Below are 16,427 nucleotides of genomic sequence, written 5' to 3' on the forward strand. Positions count from 1 at the left end.
GGGTGGCTGCCCTGGGCGGGGGGCACCCGGGTGATTTGCGCGCTGCCATCTCCAGAGGTGGAGTGGCCCACCGCCCCGCGAGTCTTCACACACCTGCGCTGAAGGACTCCGAGCGGGCGGCCCGCTCAGGGTCCGAGTCCCGGGGCACGGGCGGGCACGCCCCCCTCGGGGCGACAGGTGGGCGACGACAAGGAAGTGGGCGCGGGCGCGCATCGCGCTATGGTCCATGGGTACCGGGACTGTCGCCCCGAGGAGCCATGAACTTCGTCTTCATCTCTCCGCACTTCCCGTCCCACTTCTTCCACTTCGTCACCGCGCTGCGCGAGCGGGGCGTCACGGTGCTGGGCATCGGCGACGCGGCCTACGAGTCCCTGCGCCCCGAGCTGCGCGACTCCCTGCGCGAGTACTACTTCGTCTCCAGCCTGCACGACGAGGACTCCCTCACGCGCGCGGCCGGCTACCTCACGTGGCGCCATGGCCGGCTGGAGCGCATCGATTCGCTCAACGAGTCCTGGCTGGAGGTCGAAGCCCGCCTGCGCGAGGACTTCCATGTCCCGGGCCTCCAGCCGGCGGACATCCACCGCATGCGCTCGAAGTCGGGCATGGCGCAGGTCTTCCATCAGGCGGGCGTGCCCCACCCGGACCTCATCCGCGTGCGCGACGCCGCGCAGGTGAAGGAGTTCGCCAGCCGCGTGGGCTACCCGCTGGTGCTCAAGCCCGACGTGGGCGTGGGCGCGGCCAACACCTTCAAGGTCTCCAGCGACGCGGACGTGGACGCCGCCCTGGCGCACCCGCTGCCCACCACGTACGTGGGGCAGCCCTTCGTGCGCGGCACCATCGTCACGTACGACGGCATCGTCGACCGGCACGGCGTCATCGTCTTCACCCTCAGCCACGAGTACAGCGACGGAGGCATGGAGACGGTGGTGGAGCGGCGGGACATCTCCTTCTGGAGCCACCTGGAGATTCCCCCCGCGCTGGACGTGCTCGGCCGGCAGGTGGTGGCCGCCTTCGGTCTGCGCGAGCGCTGGTTCCACCTGGAGTTCTTCCGGCTGCCGGATGGCCGCTTCGTCGTGCTGGAGGCCAACCTGCGGCCTCCCGGCGGCTTCATCCCCGACATGATGAACTACACGTGCGACATCGACGTGTACCGGCTCTGGGCGCGGGTGATGACGGGGGACCCGGTGGCGGACTTCCGCTACACCCCGCGCTACCACGTGTGTCACAGCGCGCGCCGTCACGGCCGTCGCTACAAACACACTCATGAAGAGGTGGTGAAGCGGCTCGGGTCCGCGTTCATCCTCCACCGCGAGCTGCCGCCCATCTACCACAGCCTGTTGGGCGAGGAGATGTACCTCACGCGCCACACGGACCTGGACGCGATGCGGGACGCGGTGCGCTTCATCCAGGCCACGGCCTAGCGCCGCTGCGTCAGCGCTCCGTCCACGTGAGCAGGTAGGTGGTGTGGCTTTCCTCCACGGACAGCGTCGTCACCTTCGGGGACTCGCCGCCGCCCACGCGAATCATGTGCTCGAACAGCGACTCCGAGTAGCCGGGACAGTCGAGCACGGAGTTCATCCGCATCTCGTACGTGGTGGGGCCTTTCTCCACGAGCTCCACCTCCGTGTAGTTGTCCGTGCCGCGCAGGGTCTGCGGCATCCGCTGCACCAGCCGTTTCGGGCCCAACAGCCGCATGACGCCGTACACGGCGCGCCCGATGAGGGTGCGGCCGTAGCCATCCACGTGCGCGGCGGCCAGGTGGCGGAAGGACTCCTCCAGAGGCATGCCGGGCCAGGTCTCCTGGGCGATGACGCGCAGGCACTGCGCCCACATGACCACGGGGTAGGCCGGCAGCAGGGGCTGGTCCACATCGACGCCCACCTGGCGCAGTCGCGCCTTGAGGCGGGGGGAGATGCGGCCCTGGAGGCCGTGTTGGATGAGGCCCTCGACGACTTGGACGTAGACCAGCCGGTGTTCGAGCGGGACGTGCTTGCCGGACTTCACGCCGTGCGCCTCACGTCAGCAGCCAGCGCATCGCGGTGGGCAGTCTGCGCTGCCAGTCCTTCTCGTGGTGTTCGCCCCCGGGCTCCAGCACGAGCGACACCTCATGGTCGGCGTAGCCCAGGCCCTTGAGGTGTTCGTAGAAGGCGCGCGTGGCCTCGCCGTAGTTGAGCGGGAGGCCGTCCGCGTCAATGAACTCCTGGGCGCCCGCGTCCAGGTAGATGCGCGTCCAGCGGCGGGGGTGGGTGCCCCACTCGGAGAAGAGGCGGCCGTCGCTCCACATGACGGTGGGGGACAGCGCGCCGATGCGGCCGAACACCTGCGGGTAGCGGCAGCCCAGGTACAGCGAGATGAGGCCGCCCAGGGAGGAGCCCATGGCTCCGGTCCACTCGGCGCCTTCACGCGTGCGGTAGTTCAGGTCGACCAGCGGCTTGAGGTGCTCCACCAGGAAGCGGCCGTAGGCTTCGCCTCGCGCCTTCACCTTGCCGCTCGAGTCGTCCCAGGGCGAGTACTCCTGCAGCCGCCCGGTGCCCGAGTCCACCGCGACGATGATCCACGGCTCCAGGTGGCCTTCGCCCACGCCCTGTTCGAGCGCGAGGTTGGCGCACCAGGTGTCGAAGAGGGCGGACTCCGGATGCGCGAAGACGTTCTGCCCGTCGTGCATGTAGAGCACGGGGAAGCGATGCCAGGGCATCGAGTCATAGGCATCCGGCGTGTAGATGCGCACGGTGCGGGAGAAGCCCTCCTGAGGGGAGGGGAAGTCTCGGACGATGTGGACGTGGCCCATGAATGCGAGGCGCAGCATACATGGATGTCCCCCCATTGCTCCGCCCCTGGCCGGCCGGTGGTCATGGACCCCACACCGCACGGGAGGCCGTGGGCTGCTCGCACCTGGAGCAAGGAGGCTGGCCCCGGGGCTGCACGGGACGTCGGGAAACATGAGGCCGTCGGTCTCCCCTGCAATACTGACAAGGCAGCGGGCAGCCCCCTCCGGAGTCCCCCTCGATGGAACTGAACCGACTGCACCTCTCCGCGCTATTGATGTCGACCGAGGCCGACGTGCGTCGCGCGAGGGCCGCCTTGGATGGGAGTGAAGAGGCGCGCTTGCGTTATGCCGCCGCTCAGGCGCTCGCGGTGGCGGCGAAGTCCGTCACGGAGGAGCTGCTGCTGGCGGCGCCTCCCGATGTCCGGGTGTGACGCCGTTGCGTCTGGCCCGTGGACGGCCGGTCCGAGGCTCGGACGGCGTCGGGGCGAGGCGCTCCTGTAGGGAACGGTGGTCTCTGGCGTGCAGTGCCGGCGCCGCGTGCCTCGGTTCCTCGGGATGTTGCTCCATGGGTTGTTGGGTGGGTGGTTGCTCGGCGCGTCGCCGGTGCTCGCCGCGCCGTACGAGGTGGAGCCCGAAGTCGACGGTGAGCTGGAGCTGCTCGCGCTGCTGGAGGACGGGACGCTCTCCGCGGAGACGTGGGCCGCGCTGGTGGCGCTGCGGCGAGCGGGCGTGGAGCCCGAGCAGGCGACCCGGGCGGCGCTCTACGCACTGCCCGGGCTGACCTATGCGGAGGTCGATGAGCGATTGAGGGAGCGCGGGGCCTCGATGCCCGAAGTCCTCACGGACGAGGAGCGACGTCGACTCGCGCCCTTCCTGGTGAATCGAGTGCCAGGGGAACTGTCGGGGGACGCGAGGCTGCTGACAGCCTTCGCCCTGTCGGACTCGGTGCTTCCTCCGGTGGCCTTGCAGGTCCGGGCCGGGGGGCTCGCGGGACTTCGCGTGGGCGTGCTCGCGACGTGGGCACGGCGGAGGTTGGGGACACTTCGACGAGACGCGCGCACCCGGAGCCTCGTGGTGGACGCGCCCGGCTCCGCGGTGTTGCTGCCCAAGTTTCACGCGCAATGGACGGGCACGAGTGCTTCCGTGCTGGTGGGCACCTATCGGCTCGGCTTTGGCCAGCGCCTCACGCTGGACACGACGGCGCTTCCTTCACCGGAGGGCTTCCTCGCGGACGATGGCGTGCGGCCTCCCGGCGCGCTGGAGCGGGAGTGTCTGTTGTCGAGCACCGCGTGTGCCGAGGCCGAACGCGAGGCGGACGTCACCCCCGACTTCCGCTGGGACGAGGGCTTCCGTGGCGTGGCGGGCACTGTGCGCGGCGCGGTGGGTCGTGGCCTGGAGCTGTCGCTCACGGGCTTCGGCTCCTACCAGAGCCGTTCACTCCAGCGGTCCGCTGTGTTGGACCGGGCGACATGTGAGTCGTCGCGAATGGGCGCGTCGGGCTGCGAGGCGCCAGAGGTCCTCGTCCCCTTGTCGCGCGCTCGGCTGGAGCCGCTTCGGGCGCGCACGCTGCCCGGTGTCTTCAGCGAGTGGGCCGGTGGTGCCAACGCGACGCTCGCCCTGTCGCCGCGAGCGCAAGTGGGAGTGACGGGCTGGGCCGCGAGGCCCGTGTGGCCGGTGAAGGGCGCCATGCTCGACTTCCAACCGCACGCTCGCTACCCGATGGGTGGCGGCTTCGGCGCGGTGGGGCTCGATGCCTCGTGGGGGCTGGGAGCGGTGGACCTCTTCTTCGAGGGCTCGCGCAGCTTCGACTCCGCGCCGGGCGGTGGTGGGAGCTGGGCGGCCCTTCAGCGCACGGTGCTCTCAGGCACGGGTCAGGAACTGGAACTGGCACTGCGCTACTACGGACGTGGGTTCGCCAATCCCTACAGCGGTGCCACCTCGGGACCGGACCTGCTGGAAGGACAGCGGGTTCGCAACGAGCTGGGGGCACGGCTGCGCTATCTGTATCGCGATGCGGCGACGTGGCGGTTTCGCGGCCAGGTGGATGGTTGGACGCTGCCCGCCGATGGCGCGGTGAAGGGCACGGCGGGATTGACGCAGGTGAGAGCCTCCGCACGCGTGGACTGGCTGGCGTGGACGTGGCTGCGACCGTCCCTGCAATTGGAGGCGCGTGAGGCGGGGCTGGGGCAGGCCCTCGCATGCTCCGACACGGAAGACAGCGCGGAGCCGGAGGAGGTGCCCGCGTGTTCCCGAGGGAGCCGGTGGGGCGCCACCGCGCGAGTCCGTTCGGAGTTCTCGGAGTCCGTCAGCGTCGCGGCGCAGTCCGGTTACACACGCGTGGTCGAGCCGGGGACCTCGAAGGCCCGAAACGATGGCCGTGCCCTCATCGAGCTGAAGCTGCGTCCCCTGGAGTCCTTGCGACTGGGGGCCCGAATCCAGTGGAAGGATGAGGACCTCTCCGAGCGCACCCGGCTTCGACAGGAGGTCCGTACGACGGTGGACCTGGGGTGGACGCTCCTGTCCGCGACGACGGTGCGTGGCCGGTATGTCTGGGTGGTGGATTTGAAGGATGCGCGAGCGGCGAGGACGCCGCCGGACGCGCCGAGACACCTGTTCCAACTGGAAGTGGAGACGCGCTTCTGACGCGTGTCTTGGAGACGCAGTGAGCCGAGAGGGGAAGGCATCGACATGAGGGGTTGGGGATGGAGGCTGGGGTGGATGTGCTTGTTGGGCGTGGGCGCATGTGGCGCACCGTTGGAAGAAGGGACGGAGGCCGCCTGCTCGGGCGTGCTGCCGGGGGACCTCGTCATCACCGAGTACCTGAATGACCCCGAGGGGACCGATACGGGGCGGGAGTACGTGGAGCTCTACAATTCCCTCAAGGTGCCCGTGAGCCTGGAGTCGATGACGCTGTACGCGGCTCGCTCGGACGGGTCGCAGGAGAAGGGGTTCTTCTTCGGGGGCCCGCTGTCGGTGGCGCCCGGGGACTACCTGGTGCTGGGAGATGTCCGCGAGGGACCCGTGCCCGCGCACGTGGACCAGTCCTATGGCGAGGAGCTGGGCGCGCTGGGCAACACGTCGGGGAGGCTGGGTGTTCGATGTGGCGAGCGGGTGATTGACGAGGTTTCGCTCTCGGCGCCGGCGAAGAGCGGCGTGGCCCGTGGCTATGACGGACGGCTCGTGCCGGACTCCGCCGGCAATGACGACCCGGCGCGCTGGTGTGATGGCGCGGGCTCGGACGTGGCAGGGGTGTCCCAGGGAAGCCCCGGCACCGCGAATCCTCCCTGTGCGCCAGCGGAAGGCGCATCCGAGGAGAGCGGGAGCACGGAGACCTGCCTCCCCCTGGGCTCCCAGGTTCCTCGCGAGGTGAAGCGTCCTCGCGCGGGTGAGTTGGTCATCACGGAGCTGATGGTGAATCCACTCGGGGACGACACGGTGGGCGAGTGGGTGGAGGTCCTGGCCACGGCTCCCGTGGACCTCAATGGCTTGACGTTGGGCACCGACACCACGAGCACGAAGGTGCAGGGTGCGAACTGTCTGTCACTTCCCTCCGGAGGGTACGCGGTGCTGGCCCGACGCTCCGAGGCCGTACTCAACGGAGGACTGCCCGCGCCCGTGGCCACGTTCGGCGTGGACCTGCGCAACACGGGAGGTGTCGTGCAGGTGCGGGCCGGTGAGGTGCTCGTCGATGCCGTCGCATATGGCGCGGCGGAAGACGGTGTCGCGATTCAGGTGTCCGCGGGGGTGACGAATGCGTCCAGCAATGACTCAGCGGACGTGTGGTGTCGTGCCTCGGAGGCGTATGGCTCGCGCGGCAATCTGGGCACCCCGGGGCGCGCGAACCGGGCCTGTGCGTCGGGCGGGGGCGGGGTGGATTCCGGTGCACCAGATGGCGGCGCTCCAGATGGAGGGCGCGACACGAGTGGTGGCTCCGACGCGGGCTCCACGGGTGGAGGAACCCGAGACGGGGGACAGGACGGTGGTCTCCGAGACGCGGGTGTTCCGGACGCGGGGAGCCCCGCGCGCACGTGTATCGACCGGGTGACGGGCACCTCGCGCCCGGTCCGGTTACCGGAGGTGGGCTCGCTCGTGCTCACGGAGTTCATGGCGGACCCGAGCGCCGTGGCGGACAGCGCGGGGGAGTGGGTGGAGGTCCTCGCGCTGCGCGAGGTGGACCTCAATGGCATCACGCTGATGAATGAGGGAGGCACGAGCACGGCGCTCGACGCGACGCTCTGTCTGTCGTTGAAGGCCGGGGCCCGAGGGGTGCTCGCGCGCGGCGCGGACACGGCGCTCAATGGTGGACTTCCCTCGGTGCTCGCCACGTTCTCCTTCAATCTGTCCAATGCCGCGGGCAGCCACTCGCTCCGCCTGGCACTGGGGAGCCGGGTGCTGGATGTCATCACCTGGACGAGCGCCGCGACGCCGGGGGTGTCGCTGCAGGTCAGCCCGGCGAACAGCGACCCTCAGCGCAATGACGCGCCGGGGAGCTTCTGTCTCGCGCCCTCGTCGGCGCGCTATGGCCTGGGAGACCGGGGAACGCCGGGCCTGGAGAACCGCGCATGCGTGCCCTGAGCGCCGCGCTCACCCTGCTGGGGCTGCTCGTGGCCTGTGGGGGTGACGCGGGGACGCGGTGTGGACCGGACACGGGCCGGGTGGTGGAGGTCATCGACGGTGACACCGTCTTGCTCGAAGGCGGTGAGCGCATCCGCTACCTGCTCGCGGACACACCGGAGAGCACGGCGGGCAGACACGACTGCTTCGGGCAGGAGGCCCTGGCCTTCAACCGGAGCCTCGTCGAAGGACGGCGGGTGACGCTCGTCGACGCGGAGGCGTGTGAGGACCGCTTCGGCCGACGGCTCGCCTACGTCACCGTCGATGGACATGACGTGAGCGCGCTGCTGGTGGAGCGGGGCTTTGCGTGCGTGCTCCATGTCCCGCCCGCCGGCGACTCCCGACGGGTCGAGTTCGAAGCGCTGGAGTTCCAGGCGCGAAGGGCCCGCCGGGGCCTGTGGGGCGCCTGCTCGCCGGTGCCGTGCTCGCGATGAGTCACTGGGACACGGAGCGCCCACGTGCCCGCCTCCCGAGCGGGGTGTCACCCAGGCGGCCCGAGAAGACAGGAGCCTGGAAGCTTCGGGCTCCCTATTCCAATCCTGACGGCCATGCCTACGCGCCAATCATCCAGGTCGAGCCACTCCAGCGAGTGGCCGACGAAGGGCGGGCCAGCGGAAGCGCGCACCCGGGGGGGCATGCGCTGTCCGACTGGAACCTGCCCGGCCTGGCTTCACTTCCACATGGACGACGCCTGGACCCAGACGGGCGGGGCGCTCGCATGAATCCCTGCCCCGCGCCCATCGGTCCGCTGTCGGACCTCCTGTCCTCCCGTCGGGAGGACATCGCGCGGAGGTGGGAGGAACGCGCGGGGGCGTCGCGCGGCGAGGGGCTGCTGCGGCTTCCGACCCAGACGACGGGCTCGCTGGAGTGGGTGGACTCGGTGGTGGACCTCCTGCGGCGCTTCGGTGTCTCGGCCGAGCACGAGGTCCAGCTCCCCACCGACGGACAGGGCGCCGAGCGCTACCGGGCGGGAGCGAACATCGCCGCGGTGGTGCGCGAGTACGGCCTGCTGCGCGACGTGCTCGTCGAGGTGCTGGAGGAGTCGGGGTGGCCGCCGGACTTCAAGGGCCTGCGCGCGCTCAACCGAGCCATCGACGCGAGCATCGCCGACGCGGTGACACGGCACGCCGCGGCACATGAGCAGACGCTGCGGCTCACGGAAGCGAAGCTGCATGACATCCTGGACCACGCACCGCCCGCCATCTATGCGAAGGACGCCACGGGCCGGTATCTCTTCGTCAACCGTGCCTTCGAGCGCGGGAGCGGCCTGAGCAGCGAGAAGGTGGTGGGCCACACGGACGACGAGCTGTTCACCCCGGACGTGGCGGCCGAGTTCTCCTCCAATGACCGGCGGGTCCTCGAGTCGGGTCAGCCCCTGGAGTCCGACGAGCATGTGCGGTTCAAGGACGGCTGGCACATCTACCAGTCGCTCAAGTTCCCCCTGCTCGGTGTCGGGGGGCAGGCGCATGCGGTGTGCGGCATCTCCACGGACGTCACCGAGGCCCGGCGCATCCAGCGCGAGCGGGACGAGGCCCGCGAGCGCCTGCGCCGGGTCATCACCGAGCTGCCCGTCGTGCTGTGGGCCACGGACCCGGTGGGCAACATCACCCTCTTCGAGGGCGCGGGCCTGCGCGCCATGGGCGTGCGGACGGAAGATGTCGTGGGCCGGAACACCTCCGAGGTGTACGCGGGCCGGCCGGAGCTACTGGACGCCGCGCGGCGCGCCCAGCAAGGGGAGACGTTCTCCCTGGAGCTGGAGGTGGGCGGTGCCTGGTTCATGGCCTTCATCTCCCCGGAGCTGGGGCCGGATGGACGGGTGATGAGCGTGTCGGGCGTGTCCCTGGACATCACCGAGCGCCGCCGCGCCGAGGAGGTGCTGCGCCAGTCGGAGACGCGCTACCGGCTGGCCACGCTGGCCACGCGTGACGTCATCTACGACTGGAACCTGTCCACCGGGCACATCCAGTGGAGCGAGCTGGCCAACCGGCAGTTCCGCCTGCCCCCGGAGATGCCGGGGTTGGACATCGAGGGGTGGACGCGGTCCATCCATCCGGAAGACCGGGAGCGCGTTGGCCGGGACATGCAGCGCATCATCGACATGGGCCTGGACCACTGGCGCGACGAGTACCGCTTCCGCCGGGGAGACGGCTCGTGGGCCATCATCGAGGACCGGGGGCAGGTGGTCCGCGACGCGGCGGGACGGGCCCTGCGCATGGTGGGCGCCATGCACGACGTCACCGAGCGGCGGGTCGCGGATGAGGAGGCCCGGCGTCGCGCGGAGTTCGAGCAGCTGCTCATCGGCATCGTCGGCCACGATTTGCGCAACCCCCTCTCCGCCATCACCATGGCGTCCACCACGCTGCTGCGACGCGAAAGCCTGGATGAGCGGCAGCGCAAGGTCATCGACCGCATCCTCTCCAGCGCCGAGCGCGCCACGCGCATGCTGCGCGACGTGCTGGACTTCACCCAGGCGCGGCTGGGTGGCGGCATCCCCATGCAGCCCCGGCCGCAGGACCTGCACGAGCTGACGCGGCAGGTGCTGGATGAGGTGCGGCTGGCCCACCCCGAGCGGGTCCTGGAGCTGGAGTCCCGCGGTGACGGCGCGGGAGCGTGGGACCCGGACCGGTTGGCGCAGGTCATCACCAACCTGGTGAACAACGCCCTCGCCTACAGCCCCAGCCACTGCCCGGTGCTGGTGCGCACGCATGGCACGCGCGACGCGCTGATGCTCAGCGTGCACAACATGGGGACACCCATCCCCCCGGAGCTGCTGCCGCGCCTGTTCGAGCCCATGAAGCGCGCCGAGCGCCTGGAGTCCCAGGACGGACGCGGTGGCCTGGGGCTGGGCCTCTTCATCGTCAAGCACATCGTGGATGCGCACGGCGGCCGGCTGCGTGTGCGCTCCTCGCAGCAGGGCGGCACCCTCTTCATGGTGCGGCTGCCACGCGCGCCCACTCCCCAGACACCCATGAATCCAGGGCCTTGAGGGCCTGCCCTCCGGTTGTTGCCCGCGAGGTGTCCTGCAGCGACCGGGCAGGCATCGGCCACTTGCTCCGGGAGGCGCACCCGGCTAGCACGGGGGCCTCAGTATTACTTCCCTCGGAGGGGTGAATGAAGAAGGTCTTCATCGGGCTCGGTATCGGTTGTGGCGTCCTCATCCTTGGCGTCATCGCCGCCGTCGTCGTGGGTGGCGTGTGGGTCGCGAAGAAGGCGGGCGGCAGCATCGAGGCCGTCCAGAAGATGCAGGTGCAGCAAAAGGAGATGGCGGAGCTGAACAAGAGCCACCCCTTCGAGGCGCCCGCCGAGGGTGACGTGCTGCCGCTGCGGGAGGAGCGCCTGCTGACGTACCTCTCCGTGCGCGAGTCGGCGCTGCCCGTCTTCACGACCTACGAGGAGAAGTCCAAGGCGTTCCAGGAGGAGCACGACACCAAGAACGCGGACGCGAACCCGTCCTTCAACGCCGCGATGGAAGCCGCCAACCTGGCGATGGGGATGATGGCGGACGTGCGCACCGCGTACATCGCCAGCCTGAAGAAGAACGGGATGTCGCCCAACGAGTTCCAGACCATCACCAGCACCGTCTACGCGTCGATGGTGGCGGAGGGCTCGGAGGCCGTCCAGAAGATGAGCGCCAAGGCCGTGGAGGCCATGCAGAAGCAGCTCAAGATGGTGGACGGCAAGCTGGAGAACGCGAAGCTGTCCGCCGAGGAGCGCGCGGAGCTGGAGGAGTCCCGCACCGGGCTCCAGGAGCAGATTGAGGCCCTGTCGGACGCCGCGAACGGCACCGGCGCCGAGGGCCTGTCCGACGCGGCGAAGCAGGCCGCCGCCGCCAACATGGCGCTGCTCAAGAAGCACGAGGAGCGCGTCAAGGTCATGGCCAACGCGGCCTTCGACGGCTTCGTGCTCGGTGGCGCCACCGACGAGCTGAGCGGCGCGGGCGCCGGCGCCGACGGGGAACTCCAGGACTAGCGTCGCGCTGGGGTCTCCGGCTCCGGCCCCTTCCCTTCGGAGGAGGCCGGAGCGGGGTGCCCCAGGGTGTCGCGACGCCGGGCGCGGACGCTCGCGATGACGGAGGCGCCCACCAGCGTGGCGATGATGGCCACCGAGGGCAGCGGCGGGATGTGGAGCCAGGGCTCCACCACCATCTTCAGGCCCGCGAAGCCCAGCACCCCCGCAAGGCCGTAGTGCAGGTAGCGCAACTGGCCCAGCGTGCCCGCCAGCACCAGGTACAGCGCCCGCAGCCCCAGAATCGCGAAGGCGTTGGAGCTGTAGAGGATGAAGGTGTCCTGCGTCACCGAGAAGGCGGCCGGCACCGAGTCCACCGCGAAGAGGATGTCCGTCAGCTCCAGGCCCAGGAGCGCCAGCAGGAGCGGCGTGGCCACGCGGTGGCCATCCTCGCGCCGGACGATGAACTTCTTGTCATGGACCTGCTGCGTCACTGGCAGGTGCTTGGCCAGCCAGCGCACCGCCCGGTTGTCCTTCTGCTTGGCCGGGTCCTCGCGCGCCACGCGCAGCGCGGTGACGAGCAGGATGGCGCCGAAGACGTAGGACACCCAGCTCCAGCGCGCCAGCGCGGCGGCCCCCACGAAGATGAAGAGGGCGCGGAAGACGAGCGCCCCGAAGATGCCGAAGAAGAGCACCTGGTGCTGCGCGCGCAGGGGGACCGACAGGCTCTGGAAGATGACGAGGAAGACGAAGGCGTTGTCCAGGCTGAGGCTCTTCTCGATGAGCCAGGCCGCCACGTACTCCTGGGCCGCGTGCCCCCCGAGCACCGCCCACACCAGCCCGCCGAAGCTCAAGCCCGCCGCAATCCACACCCCGCTCCAAATCCAGGCGGCCCGGCGTGACTCTCCGTGATGCCCCCGGTGCGACAACAGGTCCACCGCGAGCAGCGTCAGCACCGCCGCCCAGAAGACCCCCCAGAGCCATGTGGGAATCGCATGCATGTTCGTCGTCTGAACCTATGCATCCTCCCTGCGGGCGGAGGAGGTTCCCGCACGCGCCGCGTCAGGAATGGGGTGGGCCAGACACCCCTGGGCAAGGGGGATGTGGGCTGACGAACCCATACGGGCAGGCAGGGGGCTTTTCGCTCTCTTTGCGAGCTTCCCTTCACGGGATGTGTCAGTTTCCGCGCGGGGCAGCCCGTGAGGGGAGGCCCAAGACGGTCGCGTGGGGGAGGGGCGCGACGAGCCATGGAATCTGGAGGAGTCGTACCGATGAACAAGGTCATCTTCGCCTGCGTGCGCAACGCTGGCCGCTCGCAAATGGCGGCGGCGTTCTTCAACGTGCTGGCGGACCCGGAGAAGGCGCGGGCCATCTCCGCGGGGACACAGCCTGGCGAGCGCGTGCATCCGGAAGTCCTGGAGGCGATGCGTGACGCGGGTCTGGATTTGAAGGACGCGCGGCCCCAGCAGCTCACGGAGGAGCTGGCCCGGGACGCCCACTGGCTCATCACCCTGGGCTGTGGCGAGGCGTGTCCGCATGTGAAGGGGCTCCAGCGCGAGGACTGGCCGCTGGACGACCCGCAGGGCAAGTCGGAGGTGCTGGTGCACCGCATTCGCGACGAGGTGGCCGCGCGCGTCGCGGGCCTGCTGGAGCGCGAGGGCTGGATGCGCGCCGGCTGAGCCGCCGGCCGGCCAGTGGGGCCGGGGAGCCGGCTGGGGTGGGGAGCCGACCGCTCGCCCGCTCTGGCCGCACGGCGCCGGGCCCCGGGCGCATCCTGCGGACATTCGAGCCGATGTCCGTCCGAGGTGCGCCGTCATGTCTTCGACTCTCTCTCCCATGCCCCTGGTGGCGCCGTCCGCGCCGCCACCCCTGCCGTCCACGCCCTGGCTGCCCCAGGCGCGCGCGCCACGCCGCACGCTGGTGGCCGCCCTGGCGCTGGGGGGGCTGGCGGAAGTGCTGTTGGACCGGCCCCACTGGGGCGTGTCCTTTCCCTTGATGGCGCTGTCGCTGGTGGCGGTGCTCGTGGGCCTGGGCGGACGCGAGGGCTGGCAGCGCGCGCGGCCCAACGCGTGGCTGCTGGGGCCGCTGCTCGCCGTGGCGGGCTTCGTGGCGGTGCGTGACAGCCCGTGGCTCGTGGTGCTGAACGTGCTGACGGCGGGGACGCTGCTCTTGCTGCTGATGCACTTCTGGGGCGCGGGCCGGGTGCAGCGGCTGGGGCTGGGAGGCTATCCCGGGGTGGTGCTGGGCACCGCGCTGCGCGGCCTGCTCCATCCGCCCGCGCTGGTGCGCGACTCGGTGGACCTGGGCGCCGCGAAGCGGCAGGCGCCGCGCCTCATGCCCTTCGCGAGGGGCGTGCTGCTCGCCGTGCCGGTGCTGGCGGTGTTCGCCATGCTGCTGTCGTCCGCGGACGCGATGTTCGCCTCGGCCGTGCAGCGGGTGTGGAGCGTGGACGTGGGCGCGCTGCTGGGCGCCTCGCTCATCAGGGGGATGGGCGTGCTCCTCTGCGCGGGCCTGGCCGCGAGCGCGCTGGGGCACGCGCTGCGGCGGCGCACGGGGAGCGAGGCGGGAGAGGCGGAGGTGGCGCCCGCGTCGCCACGGCTGGGGCTCACGGAGGCGCTGACGCTCATCCTCGCGGTGGACGCGCTGTTCTTCGCCTTCGCGGGCTTCCAGGTGGCGTACCTCTTCATCGGCGACGCGTCGTCTCCGGCGCCCGGGTACTCGTATGCGGAGTACGCGCGCCGGGGCTTCTTCGAGCTGATGGTCGTGTCCATGCTGACGCTGGGGCTGGTCATGGCGCTGGCGCGGTGGACCCGCCGCGAGTCACCGCTGGCCAGGACGGTCTTCCAGGCGGGGGCCTCCATCATGGTGGCGTTGACGCTGGTCATCGTCGCCTCGGCGGTGCAGCGCATGACGCTGTACGAGGACGCGTTCGGCTACACGCGCCTGCGCCTGTTCACCCATGTCTTCATGTTCGCGCTGGGCGTGGTGCTCGCGTGGCGCGGCGTGACGCTCTGGTGGCGACCGGAGCGCTTCGCCGTGGGCGCCTTCGTCACGGCGCTGGGCGCGGTGCTGGCCGTGAATGTCATCAACCCCGACGCGCTCATCGTCCGCCTCAACCTCACGCGAGGGGAGCCGGGGTCCTCGGTGGATAGCGAGTATCTGCACTCGCTCTCCGGGGATGCCGTGCCGGAGCTGGTGCGTGGGCTCTCCTCGGGGAAGCTCGAGGGGGTGGCGCATCTGAAACAGCACTATGTGGACGTGTGCGAGGACGTGTCCTGGCCGGAGTGGAGCCTGTCTCGCTGGCGGGCGTGCCGGGCGCTGGAGTCGGTGGAGGAGGCTCGCGTCAGCGCAGGTGGTAGTTGAAGGGCAGCTCCACCGTGACGCGAGGGCCAAGCGCGGCGGGCGGAGGCGGGAAGGGGGCCGCGTCACGCACCGCCGCCTGGGCCGCGTCGCACAGGACGGAGTGGGGGCAGTGCCCCACGACGGACAGCTCGAGCAACTGGCCCCGGGCTCCGACGGTGATGCGCAGCGAGAAGCGGCCTTCGATTCCGGCCATCGCGGCCTGGTGCGGGTAGCGCACGTTCTCGAAGCGGTCGCGGAACATCACCTCGAAGTACTCCTCCTCCCAGGCGTTGCGCTCCTCGCGGGAGGGGGGCGGCTGCGCGACGGGGAGCAGCCCCGCGCTGCTCGCGGCGAGGACGCTGTTCACCACGCCGCCGATGACCCCGCCCGCCACGCCACCGGAGACTCCGCCGGGCGTGGCCGTGGCGCGGGCCTCGTTCGCGGACTTCGCGTCGGCTGTCTCATGCGGAGGTGGCGCCGCGGGAGCCGGGAGCGGCCGAGGCTCCGAGGGCCGGGTGAAGGCCTTCGACGGGTGGGGCTTCGACAAGGGGCGTGCGCGTCGCGCGGAGGCCTGACGCGGCGTGGACGGCGTGCTGGCGGCGGGAGCGGGGGGCGGCGGCGGAGGCGCGGCGAGCAGGCGCAGGACGAGCGTGTCGTCGTCCTTCGTGACGAGCCGGGGCGCGTGGGTAGAGCCGTGCCAGAGGGTGTCCAGGCCCACGAGCGCGAGCACGTGGATGGCCACCGCGAGCGGCACCACCCAGAAGGTGCGTGAGTTGTCCGCGACACGGCGTGAGCGCGCGTGGGCGACGGAGGCGAAAAGCGGCGCCTCGGCGTGGCCGTCCTTCGGACTTTCGTCCGGCATGTCCCAACCCCCTTTCCTCCCGCTTGGAACGACAGTCTAGCGGGAGGCCCCATCCACCTGACACGTGGGTAGTGCCGGTCCTCGTCGCGGTGAAGGGGACCTGCCCCAGGGCGCCAGGCGACAGTGCTGAATTCCTGCCCGATTCATGCGCGTTCCATGAGGAACGTGTCCACCAGACCTCACTTCAGGACCCGTGAGGGTGGCCGCAGCCCCGGCACTGCGTCGCATCGCCGGAAGCGGCGACGAACTGACGGCAGTCACAGTTCAGGACGAAGCAACTGTGCTGGTTGTCATAGCGCCCGCCAAAGGGGTGCGGGACGAGCGTCTGCACGGAGACCTTGGGGATGCTGAAGGTCGACCCGGAGGTGGTGTTGGAGAAGCCCACGAAGAGAGGCGTGAGGATGCTCGGGGTGCTCCAGCGCCGTCTGGAACTTCACGGTGCTGGCCTTCACCTCGAAGAAGGCCCACCGGGGGCTCGTCGCAGGCGCTGTCCATGTAGGTGATGCTGTCGCAGCGCTGGAGGATGACGACAGGCTGCCCGCCGCGTCCGCCGGTTTCGCCCCAGGGGTAGCACGTGGCGGTGATGGGGTTGCCCTGCTGGTACTCCAAGGTGCCGTTGCGGGGCATGGACACCCGGATGAGATGGAGCTCGAAGTCCGCGCCTCGTCCCATTGCCTGCTCGATGGTCTGCGCGCCTTGCTGGGCGGGGATGCCGTACTGACCGTTGAGCGCGTTCTTGAGGCGGTCCTCGACGAACTCCTGGGCATTGCGCTGGGCTTTCGAGCACTGCGCGTCATTCACCTTCACTTCCATGTAGTGGATGACGGTGCCGCGCCTGGTGACGACCTGGGTCCGCGAAGCAAGGCATGTACGAGGGGCCCGAGAGGACGGGTGTCC

14 protein-coding genes are annotated in these 16,427 nt (G+C 70.3%); 9 read left to right on the top strand and 5 right to left on the bottom strand.

The genetic code is table 11. The annotated features are described in order from the left end of the window. The first annotated feature begins 257 nt into the window (after window positions 1-257). Window positions 258-1,421 (top strand): ATP-grasp domain-containing protein, encoded by a 1,164-nt coding sequence (locus tag FJV41_RS14530; protein WP_141643072.1) that lies wholly within the window; start codon window positions 258-260, stop codon window positions 1,419-1,421. Window positions 1,422-1,431: 10 nt separating this feature from the next. Here the strand turns inward: FJV41_RS14530 and FJV41_RS14535 are convergent, their stop codons facing one another. Together FJV41_RS14535 and FJV41_RS14540 are read right to left on the bottom strand one after the other, a co-directional pair. After that, the gene (locus tag FJV41_RS14535; protein ID WP_141643073.1) at window positions 1,432-2,004 is read right to left on the bottom strand and encodes a TIGR02265 family protein; all 573 of its coding nucleotides are present in this window, start codon (window positions 2,002-2,004) and stop codon (window positions 1,432-1,434) included. Window positions 2,005-2,014: 10 nt separating this feature from the next. Further along, on the bottom strand, window positions 2,015-2,788 hold the full coding sequence (locus tag FJV41_RS14540; protein ID WP_141643108.1) for an alpha/beta hydrolase: 774 nt from the start codon (window positions 2,786-2,788) through the stop codon (window positions 2,015-2,017). 218 nt (window positions 2,789-3,006) lie between these two features. On the opposite strand from FJV41_RS14540, the gene FJV41_RS14545 reads away from it, so the two are divergent. The 6 genes from FJV41_RS14545 (at window position 3,007) to FJV41_RS14570 (ending at window position 11,350) form a co-directional block, all read left to right on the top strand. Then, the gene (locus tag FJV41_RS14545) at window positions 3,007-3,198 is read left to right on the top strand and encodes a hypothetical protein (protein ID WP_141643074.1); all 192 of its coding nucleotides are present in this window, start codon (window positions 3,007-3,009) and stop codon (window positions 3,196-3,198) included. Between the two features lie 106 nt (window positions 3,199-3,304). Beyond that, complete coding sequence (locus FJV41_RS14550; RefSeq protein WP_246137210.1) at window positions 3,305-5,410, top strand: hypothetical protein; 2,106 nt, start codon at window positions 3,305-3,307, stop codon at window positions 5,408-5,410. A gap of 75 nt (window positions 5,411-5,485) precedes the next feature. Continuing rightward, the gene (locus FJV41_RS14555; protein ID WP_246137211.1) at window positions 5,486-7,342 is read left to right on the top strand and encodes a hypothetical protein; all 1,857 of its coding nucleotides are present in this window, start codon (window positions 5,486-5,488) and stop codon (window positions 7,340-7,342) included. Further along, window positions 7,330-7,815, top strand: a complete 486-nt coding sequence (locus tag FJV41_RS14560; protein WP_141643076.1) for a thermonuclease family protein — start codon at window positions 7,330-7,332, stop codon at window positions 7,813-7,815. Before FJV41_RS14555 ends, FJV41_RS14560 begins: the two co-directional genes overlap by 13 nt. Before the next feature lie 284 nt (window positions 7,816-8,099). Continuing rightward, entirely contained in the window at window positions 8,100-10,367 is a 2,268-nt protein-coding gene (locus tag FJV41_RS14565; protein WP_141643077.1) for a sensor histidine kinase, read from the top strand. A 125-nt stretch (window positions 10,368-10,492) separates the two neighbouring features. Continuing rightward, window positions 10,493-11,350, top strand: a complete 858-nt coding sequence (locus tag FJV41_RS14570) for a hypothetical protein (RefSeq protein ID WP_141643078.1) — start codon at window positions 10,493-10,495, stop codon at window positions 11,348-11,350. Here the strand turns inward: FJV41_RS14570 and FJV41_RS14575 are convergent. Beyond that, entirely contained in the window at window positions 11,347-12,327 is a 981-nt protein-coding gene (locus FJV41_RS14575; RefSeq protein ID WP_141643079.1) for a TerC/Alx family metal homeostasis membrane protein, read from the bottom strand. The genes FJV41_RS14570 and FJV41_RS14575 overlap by 4 nt on opposite strands. A gap of 270 nt (window positions 12,328-12,597) precedes the next feature. On the opposite strand from FJV41_RS14575, the gene FJV41_RS14580 reads away from it, so the two are divergent. Next, on the top strand, window positions 12,598-13,005 hold the full coding sequence (locus FJV41_RS14580) for an arsenate-mycothiol transferase ArsC (RefSeq protein WP_141643080.1): 408 nt from the start codon (window positions 12,598-12,600) through the stop codon (window positions 13,003-13,005). 136 nt (window positions 13,006-13,141) lie between these two features. Further along, on the top strand, window positions 13,142-14,689 hold the full coding sequence (locus FJV41_RS14585; protein WP_141643081.1) for a DUF4153 domain-containing protein: 1,548 nt from the start codon (window positions 13,142-13,144) through the stop codon (window positions 14,687-14,689). Here FJV41_RS14585 and FJV41_RS14590 read toward each other — a convergent pair. Further along, window positions 14,670-15,530: a TonB family protein gene (locus FJV41_RS14590; protein ID WP_141643082.1), complete on the bottom strand. Its 861-nt coding sequence runs from the start codon at window positions 15,528-15,530 to the stop codon at window positions 14,670-14,672. The genes FJV41_RS14585 and FJV41_RS14590 overlap by 20 nt on opposite strands. A gap of 264 nt (window positions 15,531-15,794) precedes the next feature. Next, window positions 15,795-16,331: a hypothetical protein gene (locus FJV41_RS14595; RefSeq protein WP_181790638.1), complete on the bottom strand. Its 537-nt coding sequence runs from the start codon at window positions 16,329-16,331 to the stop codon at window positions 15,795-15,797. Between the last annotated feature and the right edge of the window lie 96 nt (window positions 16,332-16,427).

It is taken from the genome of Myxococcus llanfairpwllgwyngyllgogerychwyrndrobwllllantysiliogogogochensis, assembly GCF_006636215.1.
In the GTDB taxonomy this organism is placed as follows: Bacteria; Myxococcota; Myxococcia; order Myxococcales; family Myxococcaceae; genus Myxococcus; species Myxococcus llanfairpwllgwyngyllgogerychwyrndrobwllllantysiliogogogochensis.

Excerpts from the sequence above, each read along its gene's own strand:
- FJV41_RS14570 (WP_141643078.1), top strand. The coding sequence starts at position 10,493 with ATGAAGAAGGTCTTCATCGGGCTCGGTATCGGTTGTGGCGTCCTCATC.
- FJV41_RS14590 (WP_141643082.1), bottom strand. The coding sequence starts at position 15,530 with ATGCCGGACGAAAGTCCGAAGGACGGCCACGCCGAGGCGCCGCTTTTC.
- FJV41_RS14545 (WP_141643074.1), top strand. The coding sequence starts at position 3,007 with ATGGAACTGAACCGACTGCACCTCTCCGCGCTATTGATGTCGACCGAG.
- FJV41_RS14555 (WP_246137211.1), top strand. The coding sequence starts at position 5,486 with ATGTGCTTGTTGGGCGTGGGCGCATGTGGCGCACCGTTGGAAGAAGGG.
- FJV41_RS14575 (WP_141643079.1), bottom strand. The coding sequence starts at position 12,327 with ATGCATGCGATTCCCACATGGCTCTGGGGGGTCTTCTGGGCGGCGGTG.
- FJV41_RS14565 (WP_141643077.1), top strand. The coding sequence starts at position 8,100 with ATGAATCCCTGCCCCGCGCCCATCGGTCCGCTGTCGGACCTCCTGTCC.
- FJV41_RS14585 (WP_141643081.1), top strand. The coding sequence starts at position 13,142 with ATGTCTTCGACTCTCTCTCCCATGCCCCTGGTGGCGCCGTCCGCGCCG.
- FJV41_RS14530 (WP_141643072.1), top strand. The coding sequence starts at position 258 with ATGAACTTCGTCTTCATCTCTCCGCACTTCCCGTCCCACTTCTTCCAC.
- FJV41_RS14540 (WP_141643108.1), bottom strand. The coding sequence starts at position 2,788 with ATGGGCCACGTCCACATCGTCCGAGACTTCCCCTCCCCTCAGGAGGGC.
- FJV41_RS14560 (WP_141643076.1), top strand. The coding sequence starts at position 7,330 with ATGCGTGCCCTGAGCGCCGCGCTCACCCTGCTGGGGCTGCTCGTGGCC.
- FJV41_RS14580 (WP_141643080.1), top strand. The coding sequence starts at position 12,598 with ATGAACAAGGTCATCTTCGCCTGCGTGCGCAACGCTGGCCGCTCGCAA.